The sequence below is a fragment of the Vibrio sp. 10N.261.51.F12 genome (assembly GCF_041471725.1).
Classification (GTDB): domain Bacteria; phylum Pseudomonadota; class Gammaproteobacteria; order Enterobacterales; family Vibrionaceae; genus Vibrio.
The window spans coordinates 36,242-61,934 of sequence record NZ_JBFROV010000041.1; the positions used below are offsets into that span (position 1 = coordinate 36,242).

Annotated in this window: 20 protein-coding genes; 17 read left to right on the forward strand and 3 right to left on the reverse strand. The window is 42.3% G+C overall.

All coding sequences use genetic code 11. The features are described 5' to 3' along the window. Nucleotides 1–16: 16 nt before the first annotated feature. From proQ to rmf, 13 genes are all read left to right on the forward strand, one after another. Nucleotides 17–649, forward strand: a complete 633-nt coding sequence (proQ, locus tag AB4405_RS21345) for an RNA chaperone ProQ (protein ID WP_102467787.1) — start codon at nucleotides 17–19, stop codon at nucleotides 647–649. Between the two features lie 17 nt (nucleotides 650–666). Beyond that, nucleotides 667–2,664: a carboxy terminal-processing peptidase gene (gene prc / locus AB4405_RS21350; protein ID WP_372062744.1), complete on the forward strand. Its 1,998-nt coding sequence runs from the start codon at nucleotides 667–669 to the stop codon at nucleotides 2,662–2,664. A gap of 175 nt (nucleotides 2,665–2,839) precedes the next feature. Beyond that, nucleotides 2,840–3,502: a hypothetical protein gene (locus AB4405_RS21355; protein WP_102467785.1), complete on the forward strand. Its 663-nt coding sequence runs from the start codon at nucleotides 2,840–2,842 to the stop codon at nucleotides 3,500–3,502. Nucleotides 3,503–3,754: 252 nt separating this feature from the next. Further along, complete coding sequence (gene pepN / locus AB4405_RS21360; RefSeq protein ID WP_372062745.1) at nucleotides 3,755–6,364, forward strand: aminopeptidase N; 2,610 nt, start codon at nucleotides 3,755–3,757, stop codon at nucleotides 6,362–6,364. A gap of 242 nt (nucleotides 6,365–6,606) precedes the next feature. Next, on the forward strand, nucleotides 6,607–6,831 hold the full coding sequence (locus tag AB4405_RS21365; protein WP_372062746.1) for a DUF2835 domain-containing protein: 225 nt from the start codon (nucleotides 6,607–6,609) through the stop codon (nucleotides 6,829–6,831). A 155-nt stretch (nucleotides 6,832–6,986) separates the two neighbouring features. Continuing rightward, nucleotides 6,987–11,825, forward strand: a complete 4,839-nt coding sequence (locus tag AB4405_RS21370) for an NAD-glutamate dehydrogenase (protein ID WP_372062747.1) — start codon at nucleotides 6,987–6,989, stop codon at nucleotides 11,823–11,825. Nucleotides 11,826–12,062: 237 nt separating this feature from the next. After that, nucleotides 12,063–13,073: a quinone-dependent dihydroorotate dehydrogenase gene (gene pyrD, locus AB4405_RS21375; RefSeq protein WP_372062748.1), complete on the forward strand. Its 1,011-nt coding sequence runs from the start codon at nucleotides 12,063–12,065 to the stop codon at nucleotides 13,071–13,073. A gap of 205 nt (nucleotides 13,074–13,278) precedes the next feature. Next, the gene (locus AB4405_RS21380; RefSeq protein WP_102467780.1) at nucleotides 13,279–13,824 is read left to right on the forward strand and encodes a cell division protein ZapC; all 546 of its coding nucleotides are present in this window, start codon (nucleotides 13,279–13,281) and stop codon (nucleotides 13,822–13,824) included. 538 nt (nucleotides 13,825–14,362) lie between these two features. After that, nucleotides 14,363–16,486: a bifunctional 23S rRNA (guanine(2069)-N(7))-methyltransferase RlmK/23S rRNA (guanine(2445)-N(2))-methyltransferase RlmL gene (gene rlmKL / locus AB4405_RS21385; protein ID WP_372062749.1), complete on the forward strand. Its 2,124-nt coding sequence runs from the start codon at nucleotides 14,363–14,365 to the stop codon at nucleotides 16,484–16,486. 8 nt (nucleotides 16,487–16,494) lie between these two features. Beyond that, nucleotides 16,495–16,746, forward strand: coding sequence for a glutaredoxin family protein (locus tag AB4405_RS21390; protein WP_102467778.1), 252 nt, complete (start codon nucleotides 16,495–16,497; stop codon nucleotides 16,744–16,746). Further along, the gene (locus AB4405_RS21395; protein WP_372062750.1) at nucleotides 16,724–18,646 is read left to right on the forward strand and encodes an ABC transporter ATP-binding protein; all 1,923 of its coding nucleotides are present in this window, start codon (nucleotides 16,724–16,726) and stop codon (nucleotides 18,644–18,646) included. Before AB4405_RS21390 ends, AB4405_RS21395 begins: the two co-directional genes overlap by 23 nt. A gap of 5 nt (nucleotides 18,647–18,651) precedes the next feature. After that, complete coding sequence (locus AB4405_RS21400; protein WP_372062751.1) at nucleotides 18,652–20,631, forward strand: DUF3466 family protein; 1,980 nt, start codon at nucleotides 18,652–18,654, stop codon at nucleotides 20,629–20,631. A 167-nt stretch (nucleotides 20,632–20,798) separates the two neighbouring features. Then, the gene (rmf, locus tag AB4405_RS21405) at nucleotides 20,799–20,972 is read left to right on the forward strand and encodes a ribosome modulation factor (protein WP_102467775.1); all 174 of its coding nucleotides are present in this window, start codon (nucleotides 20,799–20,801) and stop codon (nucleotides 20,970–20,972) included. A gap of 125 nt (nucleotides 20,973–21,097) precedes the next feature. On the opposite strand, the gene fabA is transcribed toward rmf, so the two are convergent. Then, nucleotides 21,098–21,616 carry a bifunctional 3-hydroxydecanoyl-ACP dehydratase/trans-2-decenoyl-ACP isomerase gene (fabA, locus tag AB4405_RS21410; RefSeq protein WP_102467774.1) on the reverse strand — a complete coding sequence of 173 codons (519 nt, stop codon included), beginning with the start codon at nucleotides 21,614–21,616 and terminating at the stop codon, nucleotides 21,098–21,100. 71 nt (nucleotides 21,617–21,687) lie between these two features. Beyond that, complete coding sequence (locus AB4405_RS21415) at nucleotides 21,688–23,325, reverse strand: S16 family serine protease (protein WP_372062752.1); 1,638 nt, start codon at nucleotides 23,323–23,325, stop codon at nucleotides 21,688–21,690. A gap of 171 nt (nucleotides 23,326–23,496) precedes the next feature. On the opposite strand from AB4405_RS21415, the gene matP reads away from it, so the two are divergent. Further along, on the forward strand, nucleotides 23,497–23,949 hold the full coding sequence (matP, locus tag AB4405_RS21420; protein WP_102467772.1) for a macrodomain Ter protein MatP: 453 nt from the start codon (nucleotides 23,497–23,499) through the stop codon (nucleotides 23,947–23,949). Between the two features lie 16 nt (nucleotides 23,950–23,965). Beyond that, entirely contained in the window at nucleotides 23,966–24,277 is a 312-nt protein-coding gene (locus AB4405_RS21425) for a DUF3634 family protein (protein ID WP_102467771.1), read from the forward strand. A 34-nt stretch (nucleotides 24,278–24,311) separates the two neighbouring features. On the opposite strand, the gene AB4405_RS21430 is transcribed toward AB4405_RS21425, so the two are convergent. Beyond that, nucleotides 24,312–24,563, reverse strand: a complete 252-nt coding sequence (locus tag AB4405_RS21430) for a hypothetical protein (protein WP_102467770.1) — start codon at nucleotides 24,561–24,563, stop codon at nucleotides 24,312–24,314. 382 nt (nucleotides 24,564–24,945) lie between these two features. Between AB4405_RS21430 and AB4405_RS21435 the strand changes: the two genes are divergently transcribed. Both AB4405_RS21435 and AB4405_RS21440 read left to right on the forward strand, forming a co-directional pair. Beyond that, a complete protein-coding gene (locus tag AB4405_RS21435) occupies nucleotides 24,946–25,461 on the forward strand; it encodes a hypothetical protein (protein ID WP_372062753.1) in 516 nt (171 codons plus the stop codon). Nucleotides 25,462–25,504: 43 nt separating this feature from the next. Further along, a complete protein-coding gene (locus AB4405_RS21440; protein ID WP_372062754.1) occupies nucleotides 25,505–25,660 on the forward strand; it encodes a hypothetical protein in 156 nt (51 codons plus the stop codon). Nucleotides 25,661–25,693: the final 33 nt, after the last annotated feature.

The window sequence follows — 25,693 nt, forward strand, 5'->3', positions numbered from 1 at the left end:
TTAACCAGGAACCCACATGGAAAACACTGAGAAGTTGAAGAACAGCAAAGAAATTATTGCGTATATTGCTGAATGTTTCCCTAAATGCTTTACTGTAGAAGGTGAAGCGAAACCGCTTAAAATTGGTATCTTTCAAGATCTTGCTGAACGCTTGAAAGACGATGAGAAAGTTAGTAAAACTCAGCTGCGTGCCGCGTTAAGACAATACACTTCTTCTTGGCGTTATCTACACGGTGTTAAACCGGGTGCCGCACGAGTTGATTTAGACGGTAACGCTTGTGGCGAATTAGAAGCAGAGCATGTTGAGCATGCACAAGCTACACTTGCTGAAAGCAAAGCTAAAGTTGCTACTCGACGTAAAGAACAAGCTCAAAAGGCACGTGAAGAAGCGAAAGCTAAGCAGCCTAAAGCGAAGAAACCACAGGCTCGCAAGCCACAAACTAACACGAACAAGAACGCAAAAGTAAACACGCCAGTTGAAACGCGTGCTTTGAATGCAGATGAAATGATCGTAGGCAAAGACGTAAACGTAAACATGGGTAAAGGGAACATGGCTGCGACCATTGTTGAAATCAATAAGGAAGATGTGCGTGTTCAGCTAGTCAATGGCCTACAAATGGTTGTTAAAGCGGAGCATTTGCGCGCTTAAAGGAGAAACTCCTACGCATGAAGTGCCGTTCAAAAGTATCTTTGATTACAGCTAGCCTATGGCTAGCTGTATCGTCAGCTCACGCTCTGGAGGCTAAGTATCAGGAATCTGATATTCCAAAACTGGCCCCAGAAGCACAACATGAAACTGCCAGTAAGCGAGTTACGTCTCGTTTTACACGCTCTCACTACAAGCATTTTACGCTAGATGACGAATTCTCTAAGGCGATTTTTAATCGATATTTAGAGATGCTCGACTACAACCGCAATATTTTCACTCAATCAGATATCGACGGCTTTGATGCTTGGTCAACCCAGCTCGACGATCAATTGAAGGCTGGAAATAATCAAGTTGCATTCGATGTCTACAATCTTTCTATGCAAAAACGATACGAACGTTTTGTTTATGCCTTGTCTTTGTTAGACAAAGAAATGAAGTTTGATGTTGATGAGGGCATTGAGCTAGATCGTTCCGAAGCCAACTGGGCTAAGAGCGAAGATGAGCTTAATGAATTGTGGCGTAAACGTGTTAAATACGATGCTCTGAATCTTAAACTAGCAGGTAAAGATTGGGACGAGATTAAAGAAACGTTGGGTAAGCGTTATAACAATGCCATCAAGCGTATCACGCAATCTCATAACGAAGACGCATTTCAAATATACATGAACGCTTTCGCGCGTGAAGTAGATCCTCATACCAGTTATTTATCGCCACGCTCTGCCGAACAATTTCAATCTGAAATGAATTTGTCTCTTGAAGGTATCGGGGCGGTACTGCAACTCACGGACGATTACACCATAATTCGTTCTCTTGTTGCTGGTGGACCTGCGTCAAAGAGTAAACAACTTGGCGAAGGCGATAAGATTATTGGCGTCGGTCAAGATGGCAAAGAAATTGTCGATGTCATTGGGTGGCGACTTGATGATGTAGTGCAACTGATCAAAGGACCGAAAGGAACAAAAGTTAAGTTGCAAGTTTTGTCTGAGGGCAAAGATGCTAAAGCACAAGTCGTTGAAATTACGCGTGATAAAATTCGCCTAGAAGACCGAGCGGTTAAATCGGAAGTCTTTGAACAGAACGGTAAGAAAATTGGTGTGCTGGAAGTACCTAGCTATTACGTTGGCCTTTCAAAAGACACCGATAAGTTAATTACCGAACTTAAAGAAGAGGGTGTTGACGGTATTATTGTTGATTTACGCAACAATGGTGGTGGAGCACTTACCGAAGCAACGGCATTAACGGGCTTATTTATTGAAAGTGGTCCAGCAGTACAAGTTCGAGATAGCTATGGCCGCGTCAATGTTAATAGCGATACAGATGGTAAAGTTAGCTACGACGGACCTTTAACCATCTTGGTGAATCGATATAGCGCATCAGCATCTGAAATTTTTGCCGCCGCTCTTCAAGATTATGGCCGTGCGATTATTTTAGGTGAGAACTCGTTTGGTAAAGGTACCGTTCAGCAACATCGCTCGTTAAATCATATTTATGATTTGTTTGATAAAGAACTTGGCTATGTTCAATACACGATTCAAAAGTTTTATCGTATTAATGGTGGAAGTACGCAAAATAAAGGTGTAGTACCTGATATTGCATTCCCAACACCAATTGATCCTGCGGAAACTGGTGAGAGCGTAGAGGACAATGCACTGCCTTGGGATAGTATTGAACCTGCAAAATATGACGTGTTACAACGTAACGACGAGATGATTGCGGCGTTGACCTTGAAGCATAAAGCACGTGTTGATTCAGACATGGAATTTGGTTTCATTGCTGAAGATATTGCCAAATATAATGCTGAAAAGGATGACAAAACGTTATCACTCAATGAAGCAACGAGAAAGGCTGAAAGTGATGATAACGATGTCAGAAGACTCGATCGTATTAACGCTCGTCAAAAAGCGGCCGGTGAAAAGCCATTTGCCACGTTAGATGATGTGCCGAAAGATTACGAAGTCCCTGATGCCTACCTCGACGAGGCTGTTGCAATCATGGTTGACATGATCAATAAGTAACGACTTTACCGTGTTATTTGAAAAGCGAGCTTAAGGGCTCGCTTTTTTTGTATCTGCTATTCGAATTTTCAATCTCAAAGCTGATACATCACAATAAAAATTGTGATTTAGATCAAAAAAATTCGCTTTCTCTCGTTGAACACCTAGGCTTATATGAACAGCAAAGGGGAAGCATATGAGATGGATTACACTGATTTTATGTGTCGTGTCGTTTGGAGCAATATCAGATACGCGTAAAGACAACAATGATTTAACCCAGTTTGACCAACCGTTTTTACTCGGTGATTGGTACCTGATTAACCCCAGTCCCGAAGAATCGCCCGATGCCTTTTTGGCGATCAAGCTATCACTTAATTCTAATTATTCCTTCAATATTGATATTCAGAAGCAAGACTACAGTATCGAACACTGGGAAGGACTGTTCACCGCAAACGAAGACACGATTATTTTGGGACTTAATAGCGATGAACCTCAAGTTTACAAATATGATGGTAATCATCACATGTTAAATTTGAACGGAGTGGTATTCACTAAAGCGCTACCGAATGCACTTGCTGGTATTTGGTCTTCGACCACCGTGACCGGCGATGACAAACATGCAAGTGATATTGCAAGAATGGATTTGGTTCTGCAACCAGACTTTGTTTTCACATTTCGTGTAAGTTCTAATGAAGGTAATGAAGCTATTCATAGCGGTGTGTATTATACCGAAGACGACCATATTGTTTTGTTGTATCAAGATGGTGAACATGATGCGACTTATACACTTAACCAGGATGAATTAACGTTGGAAGTGGAAGACGGTGATATGTTTGCGGTATTAAATAGAATCCGATAATTTTACGGATTACGGATTACGGATTACGGATTACGGATTACGGATTACGGATTAGTCGACTCCACTCGCGAAGCACCATACTGTCACTGCAGTTGATATAGGTACCAATAAAACCTTCATTCAAATCTATCTCAAAGCGCCAATGTTAATTGGCGTTTTTTTCGTTTCTATCCTGCAATCAATTGATACATGGGGGTATAATCAATTTGTATCTAAGCAAAAATGCTAACAATAATTTATAAGGACTAAAGGATGACTGAGTCAGCACCTAAAGCCAAGTACCGTAGCGATTATCAATCGCCTTCTCATATTATCTCAGATGTTAATCTCACTTTTGACCTCCATGAACAAAACACGATCGTAACAGCAATATCTCAAGTTAAGCAGAACGTAGAGTCGAGCACACTTGTTCTCGATGGGGAAGGTATTGAGTTAGTCTCAGTACAAGTGAACAATCAAGATTGGAAAGATTACCAAATACTTAAAACGGGGTTAAAGCTTAATAATTTACCCAAAGAATTTGAACTTCGGATTGAAAACAAGATTTCTCCAGTTTCTAACACAGCTCTTGAGGGACTGTACCTTTCGGATGGTGCATATTGCACTCAGTGTGAAGCGGAAGGTTTTAGGCGCATCACGTATTTTCTTGATCGACCGGACGTGCTTGCTACTTACACCACGAAAGTTATTGCCGACCAAGCTGCCTTCCCGTATTTATTAAGTAACGGTAATAAAATTGAAGAAGGCCAAATATCAGAAGATCGGCACTATGTCGTGTGGCAAGATCCACATCCAAAGCCTTGTTACTTATTTGCTCTAGTGGCGGGTGATTTTGATGTGCTTCGTGATAACTATTCTACTCAGTCTGGTAGAAATGTGGTTTTAGAAATTTTTGTCGATAAGGGAAACCTTGACCGAGCGAACCACGCAATGGTGTCGTTGATCAATTCAATGAAGTGGGATGAAGAGCGATTTGGTTTAGAGTATGACCTCGATATCTATATGATTGTTGCTGTTGATTTTTTCAACATGGGCGCGATGGAAAACAAAGGATTAAATGTTTTCAATTCAAAATTTGTATTAGCGAATGAAAATACGGCAACGGATACAGACTACTTGGGAATTGAAGCTGTCATTGGTCACGAATATTTCCATAACTGGACGGGTAACCGTGTTACTTGTCGAGATTGGTTTCAACTAAGTTTGAAAGAAGGGCTTACGGTTTTTCGAGATCAGGAGTTTTCGTCTGACTTAGGTTCTCGTTCTGTTAATCGGATTAATAACGTCCGCATTATTCGTGGCCCGCAATTTGCGGAAGACGCAAGTCCAATGTCTCATCCGATTCGTCCGGAAAAAGTGATAGAGATGAATAATTTCTATACGCTTACCGTGTATGAAAAGGGGAGCGAAGTTATTCGAATGATGCACACGCTACTTGGGGAAGAAAAATTCCAAGCGGGAATGAAGCTATATTTTGAACGACATGATGGCACCGCAGCAACATGTGAAGATTTTGTTTGTGCAATGGAAGAGGCTTCTGGTGTTGATCTTAAGCAGTTCCGATTATGGTATAGCCAATCGGGGACACCATGTGTTACGGCTACCGATCATTTTGATGCTAACACAAATACCTATTCATTGACGTTAACTCAAGTGACACCTTCGACTCAAGATCAAGCAGAGAAGCACGCGCTTCATATTCCATTCGATGTAGAACTGTATGATAAGTCAGGAAATATTCTTGAGTTACGCTGTAACGGTGAGGTGACTGATAACGTCTTGAACTTGACACAAGCACAGCAAACGTATGTATTCGAAAATATTACATCTCAACCCATCCCGTCCATGTTGAGGGAGTTTTCGGCACCGGTAAAATTACAATTCGATTACTCAGATGAACAATTGGCATTTCTGATGGTTCACGCACAAAATGACTTTGCGAAGTGGGATGCCGGACAAATGCTTTTGGCCAAGTACATTAAGTCAAATGTCGAGTCGGTCGTTAATCAGCAATCAATTGCCTTACCCGATCTTGTTGTAGATGCTTTTCGCGGTGTGATCTTAAATGATCAGCTTGATCCGGCATTTATCGCTGAAGTTTTATCATTACCAAGCTTTAATGAGGTTGCTGGTTGGTACGATACAGTGCCTGTTGATGCAGTGTGCGACGCGTTAAAAGGGCTTAAGTCGATTTTAGCCTTCGAACTGAAAGATGAATTTTCTGCGACATATCATTCTCTTCGTCAAGAAGCTTATACCATTAAGCACGAGGCTATTGCCAAGCGTGCGCTCAGAAATCTTTGCCTACAGTACTTAGCGACACTCGATGAGTATGAAGGCCTGGTTCATGAACAATTTCAAGCTGCCAATAACATGACTGATACGATGGCCGCAATGGCCGCAGCGAATAGTGCATCTCTTTCGGTAAGGCAAACCTTGATGGATGACTACAGTCACAAGTGGAGTCATGATGGGCTAGTGATGGACAAATGGTTTGTATTACAAGGTTCTAACCCAAGTGAAGATGCGCTTGATAACGTAAAAGCTTGTATGTCTCACTCTGCGTTTAGCCTCAATAATCCAAATCGTATACGAAGTTTGGTCGGTTCGTTTCTAAATATGAACCCACGTCGTTTCCATGATATTTCGGGTTGTGGTTACCAGTTTGCAGGCGAGATTCTAAAGCAACTAAATGAATCGAACCCTCAAGTTGCGTCAAGATTGATTGATCCCTTGCTGAAATTTAAGAAATACGATGCAACCCGACAAGCCTTGATTGTCGTGGAGTTAGAAAAGCTGAAAGCACTAGATAACCTTGCGAATGATCTATTTGAAAAAGTCACTAAGGCCTTAGAAGCTTAGACACCGGTGACGTGAATCGAATAAATAATTTGTTTTTTAGTTAACAATAAGTGCACAAGGCAATGACAAGTCGAAAGTACTGTTTTTATATACAGCTCTATTTGACTTGTCGTTCAATGTTCTATTATTGTCTGTTTAATGAACAAAATTGAACGAATTTCTGCATTTATTAACAACCAACCCTATTATTTAGTCAATTTTGATACTGTTTTTATATACAGTATTTGTGCGAGAGGTAAAAATTGGTCACCAAAAAGTATTTTTTTTCGATGAACTTGAGTTACCAAGCGTTTATTTCTCATTATTCCGGGCATGCTTCGAGCATTATGGTTCAAACAGATTGTGGCCTACGGTTACAATTACCGGCGGTCAGATTTCGAGCGTATTTAACACAATTGGGTATAAAAGGTCGTTTTAGATTGACAACTGACCACAACAATAAATTTTTACGGTTAGATTCACTGTAATTAGTACGTTTGCTAGCGATATAAATAAGTACATTAGTCACAATATCAAACTTTTCTCTCCTACTACTGCTAAATTTTATTAACTCTTTATCAATAAAGCTTTTACAATAAAAGCAGCCTTATCCCCCATAAAAATAGAAAAGTGGAGCGTTATCATGACCACGCGCGAACCCGTTGTTCCGGTTCTTCTGGAGAAAGTGTACAAATTGATTGAGTCGAAACTTGAGGGTTCGAATCAACCTCTAGTGACCAAACTCGCCAAGCATATCTTTTCAAATGTTTCCCCTGATGATTTGTTACAACGAAATGAATCCGACCTGTATGGTGCCGTGATTAGTTTATGGCACCACCTGAACGAAAAGAAACACGATGAAATCTCAGTTCGAGTTTTCAATCCGTCTGTAAGTAAACATGGATGGCAATCGACACACACTATTGTTGAAATTGCGGTCCCGGATTCTCCGTTTCTTGTTGATTCCGTTAAGATGGCTTTAAACCGACTTGATTTGACCTGTCATATTACTCTACATGGACCGACTCAATTTGAGAGGAACAGTAACGGGCAGATCACTTCGGTCAATGAAAAGAAAGGGCATTTGCAGTCTATTTTCCACATTGAAGTCGACCGACTTAACGACAAGCAAGAAATGACATCGCTCAAAGATGAGCTGGTCACTATTTTCGAAGATACGAGTTTAGTGGTTAATGGTTGGGAGCCGATGTCGAATAAACTTAAGGAAATCACTCAAGATCTGCTTAAGAATAAATCGATGTTACCGACTGAAGATGATCGATTTGATGAAACGATGGCGTTTTTGGAATGGTTAGGAGACCACAACTTTACTTTCATGGGTTACAAAGAATTTGACTTAGTCCAAGTAGATGGCGACTCAATTCTTAAGCCAACGGAAGAAAGAGGGCTTGGTCTGTTTTCTAGTGAGCAACGAGTCCGCGCCGTTAAAATCTCAGATTTTTCTGACTCAGCTCGACTAGAAGCAAAAAAGCCTTTCTTACTGATCTTAACCAAAGGTAATAAAGCGAGTCGTATACATAGACCTGCGTATACCGATTACATTGGTATCAAGAAATTTGATAAGCACGGGAAGGTGATCGGTGAGCATCGCTTTACTGGACTTTATACATCTGCCGTTTATAACCAGAGTGTTTCAACGATTCCATTGATCCGTGAAAAGATGGATAGAATTCTTGATTCAAGCGGTTATCGCAATGGATCCTATTCTTATAAAGCGCTGCGAAACATTCTTGAAAACTATCCCCGTGATGAATTGCTTCAGGCCAAAGAAGAAGAATTACTTGAGATAGGAATGGGTGTAGTGCAAATGCAGGATCGAGACCTGATCCGCTTGTTTGTGCGTCGAGATCCTTTTGGTCGCTTCTTTAGTTGTATGGTCTATGTAAGCAAAGACCGTTATAACACCCAGCTTCGTAAAGATACGCAACGGATCTTAAAAAGTTACTTTGGCTGCGAGCAAGAAGTTGAATTTACGACCTATTTTTCTGAAAGCCCTCTGGCCAGAACACACTATATAGTAAGGGTTGATAACAACAATATGGATGTGGATGTAAAAGCGATAGAACAGAATTTGATGGAAGTATCGGCGTCATGGGATGATCGTTTATCAGAAGCGATCGTGGCTAACTTTGGTGAGAGTAAGGGATTACCGCTTTCTAAGGTATATTCTCGAGCTTTCCCTCGCTCTTACAAAGAAGACATGATGCCAACCTCGGCAGTCGCCGATATCGAACGCCTTGAAGCATTGAGCGAAAGTAACAAGTTAGGGATGCTGTTTTATCGACCTCAAGAAGCTGCGGCCGATTCAAAAGAAGTAAAGCTTAAGTTATATCATCAAGATGAGCCAATACATCTTTCTGATGTGATGCCGATGCTTGAAAACCTTGGCTTGAGAGTAATCGGTGAATCGCCTTACGAAGTCATTAAAAACGATGGCGGTAGCTATTGGATCCTTGATTTCTCCATGCTCCATAAGAGCGAAACTGTGGTAGATCTTCGTGAAGCCCGCGATCGATTCCAACAAGCTTTTGCATCAATATGGGCTGGGGATCTAGAAAGTGATGGGTTTAACCGTTTGGTACTTGGCTCTGGTTTAACGGGGCGTGAGGTTTCTATCCTCAGAGCATATGCGCGTTATATGAGGCAAGTCGGTTTTCCATTTAGCCAGCACTACATCGAGGATACATTAAACCATTATCCAGAGCTTGCTAAAGACTTGGTTGAATTGTTTTCTCAACGATTCATGCCGTCGTTGAAGGGCAGCAAGAAAGGCCAGCAACGAATTGTTGATAAAATAGAGACTCAATTGGATAAGGTTGAGAGCCTTGACGATGATCGTATTATTAGACGATACGTCGAAATGATTTCAGCGACCTTGCGTACCAATTATTATCAAAAAGATGATAAAGGACTTAATAAGCCTTGGTTATCGCTGAAACTGCAGCCGTCTAAGATCCCGGATATTCCAGCCCCTGTCCCTGCATTTGAAATTTTTGTGTATGCCTCTGATATAGAAGGTGTGCATTTACGTGGCGGTAAGGTCGCTCGTGGCGGATTACGTTGGTCTGATCGACAAGAGGATTTCCGTACCGAGATTCTAGGCTTAGTAAAAGCTCAGCAAGTTAAAAATACAGTGATTGTGCCCGTTGGTGCAAAAGGTGGCTTTGTTTGTAAGCGTCAGCCACAACTGACTTCGCGTGATGAAATTTTTGCTGAAGGTCAACGTTGTTACAAGCAGTTTATTCGTGCGTTACTTGATGTGTCTGACAATATCATCGAAGGAGAGGTGGCTCCCCCAAAAAGTGTGGTACGTCATGACGAAGATGATCCATACTTGGTGGTTGCAGCGGATAAAGGAACAGCAACATTTTCTGACTTAGCTAACGCTGTATCAGCAGAGTATAACTTTTGGCTTGGTGATGCTTTTGCGTCTGGTGGTTCTAACGGTTATGACCATAAAGCGATGGGTATTACAGCGAAAGGCGGATGGGAGTCCGTTAAGCGACACTTCCGCGAAATGGGAATTGATTGCCAGAGTGAAGATTTTACTGCAATTGGTGTAGGCGATATGGCAGGAGATGTGTTTGGTAACGGTATGTTGCTTTCCAAGCATATTCGTATGCAAGCCGCGTTTAACCATATGCACATCTTTATTGATCCAAATCCAGACTCAGCGACGAGCTGGATCGAGAGAAAGCGTTTATTTGATCTGCCTCGTTCGAGTTGGGAAGATTACGATCTTAAATTGATCTCTGCTGGTGGTGGGATCTTCCCACGCAAGGCGAAATCGATCACATTGACGCCCGAGATCCAAAAAATGGTGGGCACAAAGAAAAGTTCCGTGACGCCAAACGATCTCATCAAGATGTTACTTTCTATGAAAGTTGATCTTCTTTGGAATGGTGGAATCGGCACGTACGTGAAAGCGTCATCGGAGACGCATACCGACGTAGGAGACCGTGCTAACGACGTACTTCGCATCAATGGCGGTGACTTACGCGCTAAAGTGGTTGGTGAAGGGGGCAACCTTGGTATGACACAGCTTGGCCGTATTGAGTACGCGTTGGCTGGTGGTCGAGTTAATACTGATTTTGTCGATAACGTTGGTGGCGTAGATTGCTCAGACAACGAGGTTAACATTAAGATATTCCTTAATGGACTGGTCTCAAGTGGTGATCTGACGATTAAACAGCGCAATGAGACGCTTGAGGCAATGGAAGATGAAGTTGGTGACATCGTGCTTGACGATGCATATTGCCAAGCTGAGTCTATTTCAGTGACTGAATACCAGGGCGTTCCGCTTATGAAGGAGCAAATACGGTTTATTCATACACTAGAAAAAGCCGGTTATTTAGATCGTGGGTTAGAGTATCTTCCCGCCGATGATGATTTGCTAGAGCGAGAGAAGCAAGGCATTGGGATGACTCGTCCCGAGCTATCTGTTCTTGTCGCGTATGGGAAAATGGTCCTTAAAGAGCAATTAGCCGTTGATGAAATTGCCAATGATCCGTATCACAACCAACAATTAGTTCAATACTTCCCATCACTGTTACGCCGTCACTATATTGATAGTATGCCTAACCATCCATTGAAGGCAGAAATTGTCGCAACAGGATTGGCGAATCAAATGGTGAACGAAATGGGGTGCAACTTTGTTACGCGTCTAAAAGAAGAGACGGGTGCAACCATTGTTGATATTGCAAACGCCTATGCAGCGTCACGAGAGATTTACGGTTTTGCATTTACCTTTGAGCAAATTCGTAAACTTGATAATGTCGCGACCTCTGAGGCTCAATATGAGCTACTGTTTATTGTTCGCCGCACATTACGCCGGTTAGCGAGGTGGTTATTACGTAATCGCCCTGGCAAGCAGTCAGTAGAACAACTTGTCGCACGCTACCGCGATAATGTGATTAAAATTGAACAAAAACTTGAAACTTGTTTAGTTAATGAAGAAGTCGCTGAACACAATATACAAGCCCAAGTGTGGATTGAGAGCGGGGTAGATACAGATCTAGCAAACTATGTGTCTCGTTTATCAAGCCTATTGTCTGCTGTGGATATTTCAGAAATAGCCGCAGAAGCCAACGTTGCTGTTGAGCAAGTATCAAAACTGTATTTCCATCTTGGGGATCGTTTGTCGCTTCATTGGTTCTTGAATCAAATCAATGGCCAAGCGGTAGACAATAACTGGCAAGCACTTGCAAGAGCGGCATTTAGAGAAGATCTCGATTGGCAACAACGCCAACTCACCGCCCAAGTACTGCGGTGTGGTTGTGGTGACGATAAAAACGTTATCCTGTCACTTGATAATTGGATGGAGACGAACTCAGTAAGCCTTCAACGTTGGGAGAACATACTCAATGAATTTAAAGTGGGTAATGTTCATGAGTTTGCTAAGTTCTCTGTGGCCTTAAGAGAGTTAAGCCTACTTAATCTAAACTGTGCGGCCACGGCTTAAGCCAGAGCTTCACGCAGTATGTTAATCAGATAATGTTAGGTTTAGCCTAAATAAAAGCGCCCAATTAGGGCGTTTTTTATTACTTTAGCGTTATTAGTGACGTTGTCACTCTGTGATTGTATGCTTATTCGCCTAAACGATTGCTTTTGGTAAACAAAAGCGAATTCTCAATTGCAAGTTTAAACGTTTGCGTGAATAATACCTCCCCGTTTACACGGGTTATCTATCGGAGGCACCATGCTTTACCGTCTGGCCAGAACTGGCTTTTTTCAACTTGATGCCGAAAAGGCTCATGATCTTGCTATTCAAAACTTCAAGCGCTTTACCGGCACACCTCTTGACTTAGCTTATCGTCAACATCTACCTGATCGTCCAGTCGAATGTATGGGACTGACTTTTAAGAATCCAGTGGGACTTGCTGCTGGTCTTGATAAAAATGGCGAGTGCATTGAAGCATTTGGTGCCATGGGTTTTGGCTTTGTCGAAGTAGGGACGGTTACACCACGTCCGCAATCGGGTAATGACAAACCACGCCTCTTTCGTCTTGTAGAAGCTGAGGGCATTATTAACCGAATGGGATTCAATAACTTAGGCGTTGATAACCTAGTTGAGAATGTTAAAAAGGTGAAGTACGACGGTATTATTGGGATCAATATTGGTAAGAATAAAGACACACCGATTGAGAAAGGGGCTGAAGACTATGTGATTTGCATGGAAAAAGTGTATGAACATGCAGGCTATATTGCCGTTAATATTTCTTCCCCAAATACACCAGGGCTGCGCTCGCTGCAGTATGGTGAAGCACTTGACGATCTTCTCAGTGAGCTAAAAGCAAAGCAAGCCGAGTTGGCCGAGAAGCATGGAAAGTATGTGCCACTTGCGTTGAAAATTGCTCCAGATCTTAGCGATGATGAGCTTCAACAGATTTGTGAATCACTCATTAACAACAATATAGATGGTGTGATCGCGACGAATACGACGTTAGACCGTACCATTGTTGACGGTATGAAGCATGCAAATGAAGCTGGTGGACTGAGCGGACGACCGGTTCAGTCACGCAGTACCGAAGTGGTGCGCTTACTGGCTAAGCATCTTGAAGGTAAACTACCGATCATTGGTGTTGGCGGGATCGATTCTTATGTATCTGCAAAAGAAAAGTTGATGGCTGGTGCTGAATTGGTCCAAGTCTATTCAGGTTTTATTTACCATGGACCTAAGCTCGTGAAAGAGATAGTGAAGAACTTATAATGTTCTTCACTCATTAATACGCTCATAGACGAGCAATACGTTCATATATTGACAGTTCTGTCCAAGTTATAACCATAGAGAGGGGAAATAGTTTTCCCCTTTTTTTTTATCCAATCGTTTGTAGAATTAGAATCAACTGACCAAAAAGGTAATTAAGCGTTTTACCTAACAGTCTGATTATTCTTTAGTTATAAGAGACGGAACGATGCTTAAACCCAGCGATACATGGATCTGGTATATGGATGAGGATGAAAATTCTCTGATGCTGGATTTGGGAGATGAGATGGTTTTTAAAACCAATCTTTCCCGAAAACTCTTAGTTGAGTGCGCGATGGGTCAGAATAACTTCACAGTTGATGACGCGTCCGCGTTTCAAATCTATAAAGACCAAATTAGTACATTAGACCTTTCTGAACCACGACAAGCCGAGTTAGCTCTGTATTGTGTAGCGGCCAAGCGCTTTCATAAGCCGGTACAGCCGAAGAGCTGGTTCTTTGACCATCAGAATACCGTATTCGAGCCTGAAGAAGGCGAGTTGGTTCGATTGACGAACCAGCACTCTGCGGGGTTCTTTATTGTCTTAGAAGTGGGAGAGAGCGCGAGCTTGTGCGCGTTAGTCGATTTAGAGGCGTTTAACCTGACGTCATCTAAAGGGGTCCAGTTTGGTCAAAGTATTAAAGTGATGCATGATAGGATGGCTTCAGCACATCTCTACATGACGTCGCTAGAGCCAATCGCATTGGTTGGCTAGCAAGGGCGTGAGAACGCCAAAGAGGAAAAGCAGTGGTGCTTTATTCCAACGTTAAGATGCTCCATCAATAATAAATCGACCTTAGGGTCGATTTTTTTTGTTTGGAAAACGCCACCTCATACCATCGCTTTCATGGAAGCATCCTCATAAGGGCTTTCCCGTCACGACATATTTTGAAGGGCCGCAAATAATTGCGATAAATATCACGTAGTTTGCGCTCTATTTTTCATCATAAAACCTCTATTTTTTCATCATTTATTCCTCATTTTATTCATTATGTAAGTAACTTTCAGTAATTATATTTGCTTGGTATAGTCCAATTTTAGTGTGAATAAGTAGTCACTTCGGCCTTAAGCGATACGGGCGTGAGTTGTATTTAAAAAATGGCAAAGTGAATCAAGAGGAGTGTTGTTTGTTTTCATATGATTAAAGCTTGCGCAAATAAACAGTAATCATGAGTAAAGCGGCTTGTTTGGTTAGTGAGATTCGGCTTTATCAGGTATAATTAGTGCCATTTTTCCGCAGTCAGACAAACACTATGAATCAATATCTTGCCGTTACTTCAAATGGGCTTGAGAACTTACTTGCTCGTGAGCTTGAGCAACTTGGAATCGAAACCGTCAATCCCGTCCAGGCAGGGGTGAAATTTAAAGCAACTAATGAGCAGATCTATCGTCTTTGCCTGTGGAGCCGATATGCTTCTCGCTTCGTTAAGATTCTCGCTGAGTTCACCTGTCAAGATGATATGGATTTGTACCTGTCTGCGTCTGCAGTTAATTGGGTTAACCATTTTCATAGTTCTAAAAAATTCATTGTGGATTTTAACGGCACTAACAATGAAATTCGCAATAGCCAATACGGCGCGATGAAAGTAAAAGATGCAATTGTTGATTGTTTCACTAAAAAGAGCCTACCACGTCCAAATATCAGTAAAGAAAACCCTGATGTCCGTATTCACGTACGTTTACATAAAGAGAAAGCGATATTAGGCCTTGATATGGTTGGTTCCGGTTTACATCAACGTGGGTACCGTACCGAAGCGGGTCGCGCACCATTACGTGAAACTTTAGCATCCGCTATTGTAGCTAGGAGTGGTTGGACGCCTGGTGGTAACTTATTAGATCCTATGTGTGGTTCTGGAACGTTATTGATTGAAGCCGCGATGGTTGCGGCCAATATGGCGCCAAGCGTTAAGCGCAAAAGTTGGTGTTTGGAAGCCTATGAAGACTTCCAACCTGAGCTGTGGGCAGAGACTAAATCGGAAGCCAGTGTGCAAGGTCGACGCGGTGTCAAGAAAACTGACAGCCGGTTTTGGGGGGTTGATAACGACCCTCGAGTAATACAAACGGCAAAAGACAATGCACGCCGTGCTGGTGTTGAAGACCTGATTACGTTTGCAGTGGGTGATGCGAGTAAATTGACGAAGCCTGACGGGTTTGGCGATGGCGTGATTATTTGTAACCCCCCTTATGGCGAGCGACTAGGGACCGAACCTGGTCTAATCGCATTATATACTGAGTTTGGTAATCAATTAAAAATCGAATTCGGTGGCTGTAACGCTTCTATATTTTCAAGCTCTGATGACCTGTTAAGTTGTTTACGTATGCGTGCTGACAAACAATTTAAGTTGAATAATGGTGCGTTACCGTGTCACCAGAAAAATTACTCAATATCTGGACGCTCTGCAGGTGAACTTGCCGAAAAACGCACTGACCAAGTCATTGCCCCTGATTTTACTAACCGACTTAAAAAGAACCTTGCGAAGATAGCCAAGTGGGCTAAGCGTGAGGAGTTGGATTGTTATCGTATTTATGACGCCGATCTTCCTGAGTACAATGTCGCCATTGACGTGTATCAAGACCATCTTGTCATTCAAGAATATGCCGCACCTAAAGACATTCCAGAAGAGAAGACAAAACGTCGCTTGACGGAAATTATTCGCGCCAGCATTAACGTGACCGGTATTGAGACGAATAACGTTGTGATTAAGGTTCGTGAGAAGAAGAAAGGTTCATCTCAGTACAATCGATTGGCAACGAAATCTGATCGCATGGAAGTTAATGAGTACGGCGCTAAGTTGATTGTTAATCTTCATGATTATCTTGATACTGGGCTGTTTCTTGACCATAAAATTACTCGTCGTAAATTAGGTCAAATGGCTGCAGGGAAAGACTTTCTAAATCTGTTCGCTTATACCGGCTCTGCTTCCGTACATGCAGCAGTTGGTGGTGCAAAATCCACCACAACAGTCGATATGTCCAACACTTATCTAGAGTGGGCTAAAGAGAACATGCAGCTTAACAACCAAGTGGGTGGGCAGCATAAATTTATTCAAGCGGATTGCTTGCAATGGCTAGAGAATGAAAATACGGACTACGATTTAATTTTTATTGACCCGCCAACATTTTCTAATTCAAAACGCATGTCTCAATCATTTGATGTTCAACGTGATCACGTCATGCTGATGGAAAATCTTAAACGTTTGCTCAGAGAAGACGGAACGATTGTTTTTTCCAATAACAAGCGTTTGTTCAAGATGGACCATGATGCACTTGCTCAAGTAGGGCTTGTCGCGAAGAACATTTCAGATAAAACCTTACCGCTTGATTTTGCCCGCAATAAGCATATCCATAACTGCTGGCTGATTACTCACAAGAGCTAAATGATTTAATGACAAAGGAACTGATTTTATACAGTACGGAAGGATGCCATCTCTGTGAGATGGCATCCGAACTGCTTCATAGCGTAGGGCTTTCTCTACAATTCGAAACAATTGATATAGCATTCAACGACGATTTATTTGAGCGTTACGGTGTCACTATACCTGTGGTCGCGACAAATACTTCAGAGCTAAATTGGCCCTTCGATATTTATCAATTACAACAATGGTTGAACCTCAATGGCATTACTTACCATTCATAATGGACAACTAGCATTTGGTGATCATCCTTTGCTAGACAAATCAGATTTTGCACTTCAAGAAAATGAACGTGTGTGTTTAGTTGGCCGTAACGGTGCCGGTAAGTCGACATTAATGAAAGTCATTGCCGGTGAAATCATCATGGACGACGGCAAACTGCAAATTACACAAGATGTGGTCGTTTCTCGTCTTGAGCAAGATCCACCCCGCAACCAAGAAGGCACGGTCGAAGATTACGTGGCAGAAGGGCTTGCAGAGGTAGGTCAAGTTCTCAAGGAGTATCATGCATTACTCGATCTGATGATGCATGATCCAAGCGAAAAAAACATTAACAAGCTTGCTCGCGTTCAGGAAAACCTTGAGGTTCTTGGGGCTTGGCGTTTTGAAGACAGAATCAAAAATATTCTTGCCGCATTAAAACTCGACGGAGCCACGCTGCTTACCGATCTGTCGGGCGGTTGGCAACGCAAAGCCGCACTGGCACGTGCACTGGTGTGTGACCCTGATGTTCTATTACTCGATGAGCCAACCAACCATCTAGACGTCGCGACGATTGAATGGCTTGAAACGTTTTTAAAAGATTTCCGCGGTTCTATTATCTTTATTTCGCACGATCGCGCCTTCATTAGTTCGATGGCGACACGTATTGTTGATTTGGATCGAGGCCAGTTAGTCTCATATCCGGGTAATTATGATCAATACCTGATTGAAAAAGAAGAAAACCTGCGTATCGAAGAGATGCAAAATGCAGAGTTTGATAAAAAATTAGCACAAGAAGAAGTATGGATTCGACAAGGTATTAAAGCCCGTCGCACCAGAAATGAAGGCCGTGTTCGCGCACTTAAAAAGCTTCGGGAAGAGAGAAGTGATCGTCGTGAGGTTCAAGGTAAAGTGAATCTTAACGTTGATGACAGCACGCGTTCAGGAAAAATTGTCTTTGAAGCAGAAGGTCTAAATTACGATATTGAAGGAAAGACGATCGTTAAAGATTTCTCTTTCAATATTATGAGAGGCGATCGAATTGCTTTGATTGGCCCAAATGGTTGTGGCAAAAGTACTCTAATCAAGTTGCTGCTTGATAAGTTGCAACCGTCTTCTGGAAAATTGAAGTGTGGCACCAAATTAGAGGTAGCTTACTTTGACCAATATCGAGAGGCACTCGATCCGGAAAAAACCGTCATCGATAACCTCGCCGATGGTAAACAGGAAGTCACGGTTGGTGGCCGTCAAAGACATGCGTTGAGTTATCTTCAAGACTTTTTGTTTGCGCCAAAACGAGCACGTACACCGGTTAAAGCACTTTCTGGTGGCGAGAAAAACCGTTTGCTATTGGCTAGACTCTTCCTAAAGCCTAATAATTTATTAATTCTCGATGAACCAACGAACGATCTCGATATTGAAACGCTCGAATTGCTCGAAGATTTACTCGGTAATTATCAAGGAACAATGCTGTTAGTTAGTCACGATCGTCAATTTGTTGATAATACTGTGACGACGAGCTGGATTTTTGAAGGTGAAGGGGTTATTGAAGAGTTTGTAGGCGGTTATCATGATGCTCAGCAGCAACGTTTGCAGGTCAAAGATGCCCGACGTGGTGTTGATGTTGTCAAGGTGACAGAAAAATCGCCAGTTGAAACGAAAAAGAACCCAACAGCGGTGAACTCCAAACCGAAAAAATTGTCGTATAAACTGCTGAGAGAGCTAGAAGCGTTACCCGCACTACTCGAGCAGTTAGAAGATGAACTTGGTACGCTACAAGAAGTGGTGAACGACGCCGAGTTTTTCTCAAAACCCGTTGAGGAAACTCAACCCGTATTAGATAAGCTTTCTGCTAAAGAGCAGGAGTTGGACGTTGCTTTCGAGCGATGGGAAGAGCTTGAAGCAATGCAACAGGAAAGTTAGCCTAGATGAGTTGTAAACAATTTAAAATTTCAATGGTCGCTGCAAGCGTATTCGCTGCAACCACCGCACATGCCGCTTTATACAAAGTAGTAGAAGTTGATCCAACCGCCAGCATTCAAAGTGATGGTATCTATGACGCGACTTACACTGAGTTTTATGGCTCAGCAATAGCGAAAACAACCGACGATCTCTCTTCATCGCCGATGGGCTGTTTTGATGACGGTCGCAGCTGTCCGGATTATACGCTTTATGGTGACTCAAGAAATGGGTCAGAAGGGTTTTCTTATAGGGATGAAATTCCACATAACCTTGATGTTAGCTTTTATTATACGGATTGGAATCGAAATCGAGATTATTGTCGTTCTGAATTGGGTTACCAGACTTGTGACCCGGCTTGGACCGATAAAATGTGGCACAGTTTTAGTTCGATTGGTGGATTAAAGCGTGAAAGAGACGCTTATAATGCAAGTGAGTATAAGTCTAATGCCCAAGCCTTCTCCGGCAATGAAACAAGCGCTGTAGAGAAACTATCTGTCGATCCAACGTCAATATATAAACCTGGTGATATTCAAGTAGCAGAAGCTAACTCAGCAAATATTGTTATCAATAACCTTGATGCTGAAAAGACAATAGGCACGACCAGTTCAGGTTACTTTAAGCTGGATTCAGGCAAGTTGGCCACTGCCTATAGACAACGTGGTTACGTATTTGATGGTACAAATACGACGATGCTTTTACCTATTGCCGATAGTGGTAGTGATCAAGAAAAGCAGATTACGACTCAAATGGGCCGCACAATGGCCTGGGATTCATTTACAGATAGCGGTAGTACCTATTATGTCGGTAGTGCCGCAGTAGGTCCATTCGATTATAACGATGACAATAAAAACTGGGGAGGCGACCTAAACAACTGCCTTTCAGGCGATGACCCAGCAGCAAAACGTGAGTGTCAAAATTTTGCGTTTGCGTCCAAAGCGGCCGTTTGGTCTTCAGATGGCAGTGCCGTAACTGCAATATCAGGTTGGAATAATGGTACCTCGCGAAACGTCGATAAAAAAGCCATGCAAGGCAGTGTTCGTGGTGCGGTTGTTAGTAAAAACCCCAACGTTTTTAACGGCAAACCAGTACTCGTTGGTTTAAACAGTTATCAAGACGGAAGTAATGTTTTCGTTGAGGCTACTGTGTTTAGACCAAACGATACACCCATAATGGATGGTAATGCTTGGTCACCATCTCGGATCAGTCGCTCGACGATTAAAGACGGCGATGATTTCATTTACAGTAACTCAGTCGCTACCGACATCAATGAACAGTTAGTGTTAATTGGCGAAGCGAAGCGACGTGGCGATAAGCGTGAAAACGGTGCAGCGGCAAATCGAATGTTCCTATCTCAAGTGAACAGTAGCGGCGGTGCATCGGCCCAGTACTTCGACGAACTGAATGGTAATAGCGGTATCTTTTTCCGTGGTGTCGGCGGTAAGACTGGCGCAATCAACAACTTTAACGAAATTGTCGGTGCTGTCGATGCTGAACAAGCGACGGAGTTCTACGGTAAAAAGCGTCGTCAACGTGGATTTATTTATCCGTACGATACCACAGGAACTGATGCAAACCGTCTCGCTGTATTCCAAGGCAAACCTTGGTTGCTTGATGATTTGACTAATGGCGGCGACGCCGACATCAGTAAGAATAACAACCACTATCGTATTATTGATGCCGCTGATATCAATGATGATGGCGTGATTGCCGCTACCGCCCTTAAGTGTGAACCTGGTTATGATTCGACAGGCCATAACTCTTATTGTGGTAATGGTCAAACGCGAGAAAAAGTCGTCGCGGTGAAGTTGATCCCGATCGCAAATGCAGCAGACCGCTCAATTGTAACTCGCTCCTTAGATTCTGTGCCTGTTGAACGTAAAGGTGGCAGCTTAGGTTGGATCGCAATGATTTTCTTAGGCTTCTTGGGGTTACGCCGTAACAAGTAAAGTCGTCTAATGATCAGCCCAGGTTTACTTCTGTAAATCTGGGCTTTTTTATACCTTGAGTTCTGGTGGAAAGTAGACAATTATTACTAGGGAGTCATAAAAACTCCACCAATCTTTAATACTAGAAGGCTAACACACAGTTGGTCTTGTATAGCGAGGACCGCACTATGAAGAGACAAAAGCGTGACCGTTTAGATCGAGCTCAATCCCAAGGATACAAAGCGGGAGCGAACGGTAAATCTATGGAAACCTGTCCATATCAACAAATGGATGCGAAGTCATATTGGCTTGGCGGGTGGCGCGATGCGCGGGATGATAGACATTCAGGACTTTTCAAATAGTCGGAGTAGAATTAAAACATGAAGGTCTCAGCGGAGGCCTTTTTGTTATGGCTCTAATGCACTATAACTTAATTGGTTTGGTTAAAATAAAACGGCCAATACAGCCGTTTTTAATAACCCATCAATTAGAAGCTAGACGTGTCTTTAAACAAACCAACTTTCAAATCTTTCGCTACGTAAATCTCTTTACCGTCCACAAGTACACGGCCGTCAGCGATGCCCATTACGAGTTTTCGATTCACAACACGTTTTAGATGAAGTTCGTAGGTGACTTTTTTGGCGGTTGGCAAAACTTGTCCCATAAACTTAAGTTCGCCCACACCAAGTGCACGACCTTTACCTTCGCCACCAACCCAGCCAAGATAAAATCCAACAAGTTGCCACATCGCATCTAAGCCCAAGCAACCTGGCATGACAGGGTCGCCGATAAAGTGGCAATCAAAAAACCATAGATCAGGTGTGATATCTAATTCTGCAACAACAAGACCTTTACCATAGTCACCTTCAGTTTCTGACATTCTAGTGACGCGGTCCATCATTAACATATTTGGAGCAGGTAACTGAGGGTAACCTTCACCAAACAACTCTCCACGGCTAGAGGCTAAAAGATCTTCACGAGTATACGAATCACGTCGGTTTTGCATTTTTAAATTACTCCAAATTTTAATATAAGCATCTTAGAGAACACGTGTAAGCTAAACAACTCCGACCACAACTAAATGAACCAGTTTTTAATCTTTTCTAACATGGTTTCAGGAAGTTCGAGTTTCTCGAAGTTTTCAATACGCTCGGCAATCTTACTTAAGACACTTTCTTCTGATTCACTTTTAAATGGCTTGCCAAGAAGTAATGGAATCACTTCATCCACATGGGAAACCGCCCAGATGTGGAATTGACCATTTTTAATACTTTCAACAACCTCTGTACTTAACGCAAGATGCTGTACATTGGTTTTGGGTAAAATAACACCATGTTGGCCTGTAAATCCTTGGTGCTTACAGACACTGTAAAAACCTTCTACTTTTTCGTTTAAACCGCCAACGGCTTGTACTCGACCGAATTGGTCAACAGCGCCCGTGACCGCGATTTGTTGGTCAATAGCATAACCGGACAATGCGCTGACTAACGAACATAACTCAGCAAGAGAAGCGCTATCACCATCAACTTCACAATACGATTGTTCGAACACAATCGAAGCAGAATAGGGTAGCGGAGCATCTAAGTTTAATTCTGAACTCACAAACGCTTGCATGATCATCATGCCTTTGGCGTGGATGTTACCACCTAAGTCAACTTTCCGTTCGACATCTGCAATGTCGCCATCTCCAAAGTGCACAACACAAGAGATACGAGCGGGCTCACCATAAGAGAGTGGGTGTCCAGGCATATCGATAACAGTAAGGCCATTAACTTGGCCGACTTGTTCACCTAGCGTCTCGATAACGACTTGTCCTTCTAGGATGTCGTCTACCGCACGTGTTGGCAAATAAGCCTCACGATAGCGCTTTGCAACAATTGCAGACTCAATATGACCTGCAGAAATCATTTGGTTAGAGCAATACGATGACGCTTCTCCCAAAACAGCAAGATGCCAATCAAGAGAAAGAGGGACATATTGTTTGTCTTCAGTTTCGCGAGCACCTGCTTGCAGCAATCGGAGATAAGCGGATGTATCTAAGCGGTAATCACCAAGATTATTGGTGACTAATTGTTTCACAAAGCCAAGGTAAAGTTCGATAGAGTCTGTGTTGACTTTGAAATCACTTTCCAGCTCCGTGTACTGCATGAATCCTGAGCGATATTCGGCTTCAAGGTAATCAAAATCGGCTAGTTGGTCTCTATCTCCGATGATAATTAGTTTGAAGTCGGATGAATAAATCGGTTGTTCAATTTGGCTGTTTAGAGCATTGATGGGTGTTGCTTCAAGTTGCGCGCCCTGGAGCAATGCCTTTGTATTACTCCAGCTAATCACAGAAGATAAAACCGTGTTGGCAGAAGCTAACAAAATACCATCATTCGATTGGTGGATTAGGCCTTGTTTCGTGTGTGTTAAACCGTCGGCGATGTCATATCGATCAAACAGTATTTCTGAACGTGCATCCTGGGCGACAATGACGTGTTCCCCCAAGCTACGTAGTTCATCTGCAATGAGCTTACGATAAGCTAAACTGCCACCATCTTTAATGACTAACACCTTAGAGAAGCAAGCACTTGAGGCAAAATATTGTACGGTTTGTCTCAACCTAGGTTGCAGGTCGAATAAGGATTTTGGAGCAATGTTTAAAACATTATCTAACGCGGTTTGAAACTCATCATATTGCGGGCAGACATCTTGCCAAAGGACTTGATTCATTGTTTGGGGACTTAGTTTAGATTTGCATGGAGTATACAACGATTTGATAACTAAAGTTAGTCAATCGGACGTAAATCAACGAGATTAGATTCTCACTTTGAACTAGGAAAGATTGAGAAGTCATGCTAACTGGGTTACGCTGTCACTCTAATCAAGGCAGAGGCAAATGTAATGAAATACCAACAACTTGAAAACTTAGAGTGTGGTTGGAAATGGCAATATTTGTCAAAAAAGTATCGAGACGGAGAAAACATCACACGATATGTCGATACGAGTGAAATTGATGCGGCGATTTCACAGTTAAAAGCCATTGAAAATGAACCAACACTTGTGTTGGATTGGATTGGTCAGCATATGTCATCCGATGTTGATAATAAGCTGAAGCAGGCCATTAGAGCGAAAAGAAAACGTCATTATAATGCTGAGCAGATCCACACCAAAAAGAAGTCCATTGATTTGGATTTTCGTGTTTGGGAAAAGTTGTCTCATAGAGCAAATGAGCTTGGATGTACGCTTTCTGAAGCTATTGAGTACTTGTTGAGTGAAGCATCTCGAAGCGAGAAAGCAACACAAACAGTGAGTAGTTTGAAGGAAGATTTAAGTAAACTACTTGATGATGAGTAAATAAGGAGGCTTGTACATGTTGTATGTTATTTTACTTGGTGCGCTATTAGTATTTTGGTTGGTTGCAATAGACCGACCAGTACTCACCGTTCAAATATCAGATGGAAAGCTATTGAAAATAAAAGGGCACATACCACCTTCATTCCATCATAACCTTAAAGATATATCTGAACGTGATCATATCACGGGAATATTGAAAGTATACCAAACACGTTCTGGCATGCTATTAAAATTCACAAAATCAATTAATAAGAAAAGTCAGCAAAGAATCAGGAATGTATTTCCATACCAGAACTTTAAATCAAAAGGGCAAAAGAAATCAAGGTAGTAAAGATCTACCTTGATTAGCTCTACGAGTCGCTTTACGTCTGTGCTGCGATTTCGCGTTCATCCCATATCCTCATTAGCGTACGACGGGCATCTGCATCCAGCATTTGTATTCGTCTACAAGTCCAGTTTTCTGCAACGTAGTCTGCCATTTCAAGTGAAATAGGGTTGTTGTCTGTTAAATAGGTGTCTAGTGCTGATTCTGCTTCTAACAGAGAAAGCCCTTCGGTATCCCACTTTTTAATTCGTGTATAACTTGTTTCAAACCACATCAGAGGTAGTGTCATAGAATGTTCCTTTTCTATATTTAGTTATTCGGTCTCTGTCCGACCGTTCATTTATAGAATAATCAAAATAATCACGCTGTAAATAGTATTTGTTAATAAAAGCGAATAAAAATAACTAAAAACATAAACTCATTAGCAGGTTTTATTTATATGCAGTTAAGTATAAATATTGAATTTAATTACAGTTATGATATCAAGGGATTTACTGGTTTTGTGAATATTAATTGCACGCGTTCGAATTATAATGGCGACCTATAGTAGACAGGGTAGACTAAGGTTTACTTATATTAATTTCCGTTGCAAATATTATTTCGATAAAGATGTAATGCACTATAACTTATTGACTATTAAAAATTATTATACCGTCATTTCGTGGGGCTTGATGACAGCAATGTTGGTTTTTGATGTATCGATGCACGTTGCGTTGGTGGGCTATGTTGGAGAGGTCTCGTTTTCTCTGGCTCTGGTTAGTGATTCAGGGGCGGTTCTTGGCGGTGGCAATATTGAGCAAATTTTACCTCACCCTTATGCGCATGAATTGGAAGGTCGAAAGTTTACAGGTAGCGGTGTGGTTCGTGCACGTTTTCCCATGTCCTTTTTGCAGGGTTTAGAGTCGTTGTCACCGCGAATCCACATATCGGGCGACGTTTCATACCTCGATGATAGCGGTAATGAAAATGCCGATGTATTGAGCAATGCTCAATCGAACGGGGGCGACATTAATATACGTTTCTTAGAAGCGGGATTGATTTTTCTCAACCGTCCACACAAAAAGGCTTGGTGCTATTGGGTAGCGCCGCCGCTTTGTTCGCAGGACGTCCAGAACTACTCACAGCAACCGTCACACAAGATGGTGTGCAAGCTGGCGGCATCATTGGTGCAGCGGCTCCGGTGGTGATAGGGCTTTGGGAAACGATACGCAATGAATTTAAGGCTCGCTAATGGGGTTAGTCGAATCACTTTTGCTGTCAGCGCTCACGGGCGGCGCGTCAGCGATGGCGACCGTCATTGCCCTAAAGGTCGATATTAAATGGATGCGCGATATTCTCAAAGACCACGCCGAACGAATAAAGGCATTGGAAACAAAAGCTCAATAAAACCTACCATTATGCATATATCTCCATACCGTC

Coding starts and splice junctions, on each gene's coding strand:
- rlmKL (WP_372062749.1), top strand. CDS start 14,363: ATGAATCAATATCTTGCCGTTACTTCAAATGGGCTTGAGAACTTACTT.
- rmf (WP_102467775.1), top strand. CDS start 20,799: ATGAAGAGACAAAAGCGTGACCGTTTAGATCGAGCTCAATCCCAAGGA.
- AB4405_RS21395 (WP_372062750.1), top strand. CDS start 16,724: ATGGCATTACTTACCATTCATAATGGACAACTAGCATTTGGTGATCAT.
- fabA (WP_102467774.1), bottom strand. CDS start 21,616: ATGCAAAACCGACGTGATTCGTATACTCGTGAAGATCTTTTAGCCTCT.
- AB4405_RS21370 (WP_372062747.1), top strand. CDS start 6,987: ATGACCACGCGCGAACCCGTTGTTCCGGTTCTTCTGGAGAAAGTGTAC.
- pepN (WP_372062745.1), top strand. CDS start 3,755: ATGACTGAGTCAGCACCTAAAGCCAAGTACCGTAGCGATTATCAATCG.
- AB4405_RS21430 (WP_102467770.1), bottom strand. CDS start 24,563: ATGACACTACCTCTGATGTGGTTTGAAACAAGTTATACACGAATTAAA.
- AB4405_RS21380 (WP_102467780.1), top strand. CDS start 13,279: ATGCTTAAACCCAGCGATACATGGATCTGGTATATGGATGAGGATGAA.
- AB4405_RS21390 (WP_102467778.1), top strand. CDS start 16,495: ATGACAAAGGAACTGATTTTATACAGTACGGAAGGATGCCATCTCTGT.
- matP (WP_102467772.1), top strand. CDS start 23,497: ATGAAATACCAACAACTTGAAAACTTAGAGTGTGGTTGGAAATGGCAA.
- AB4405_RS21435 (WP_372062753.1), top strand. CDS start 24,946: ATGACAGCAATGTTGGTTTTTGATGTATCGATGCACGTTGCGTTGGTG.
- prc (WP_372062744.1), top strand. CDS start 667: ATGAAGTGCCGTTCAAAAGTATCTTTGATTACAGCTAGCCTATGGCTA.
- AB4405_RS21440 (WP_372062754.1), top strand. CDS start 25,505: ATGGGGTTAGTCGAATCACTTTTGCTGTCAGCGCTCACGGGCGGCGCG.
- AB4405_RS21425 (WP_102467771.1), top strand. CDS start 23,966: ATGTTGTATGTTATTTTACTTGGTGCGCTATTAGTATTTTGGTTGGTT.
- pyrD (WP_372062748.1), top strand. CDS start 12,063: ATGCTTTACCGTCTGGCCAGAACTGGCTTTTTTCAACTTGATGCCGAA.
- AB4405_RS21415 (WP_372062752.1), bottom strand. CDS start 23,325: ATGAATCAAGTCCTTTGGCAAGATGTCTGCCCGCAATATGATGAGTTT.
- AB4405_RS21355 (WP_102467785.1), top strand. CDS start 2,840: ATGAGATGGATTACACTGATTTTATGTGTCGTGTCGTTTGGAGCAATA.
- proQ (WP_102467787.1), top strand. CDS start 17: ATGGAAAACACTGAGAAGTTGAAGAACAGCAAAGAAATTATTGCGTAT.
- AB4405_RS21400 (WP_372062751.1), top strand. CDS start 18,652: ATGAGTTGTAAACAATTTAAAATTTCAATGGTCGCTGCAAGCGTATTC.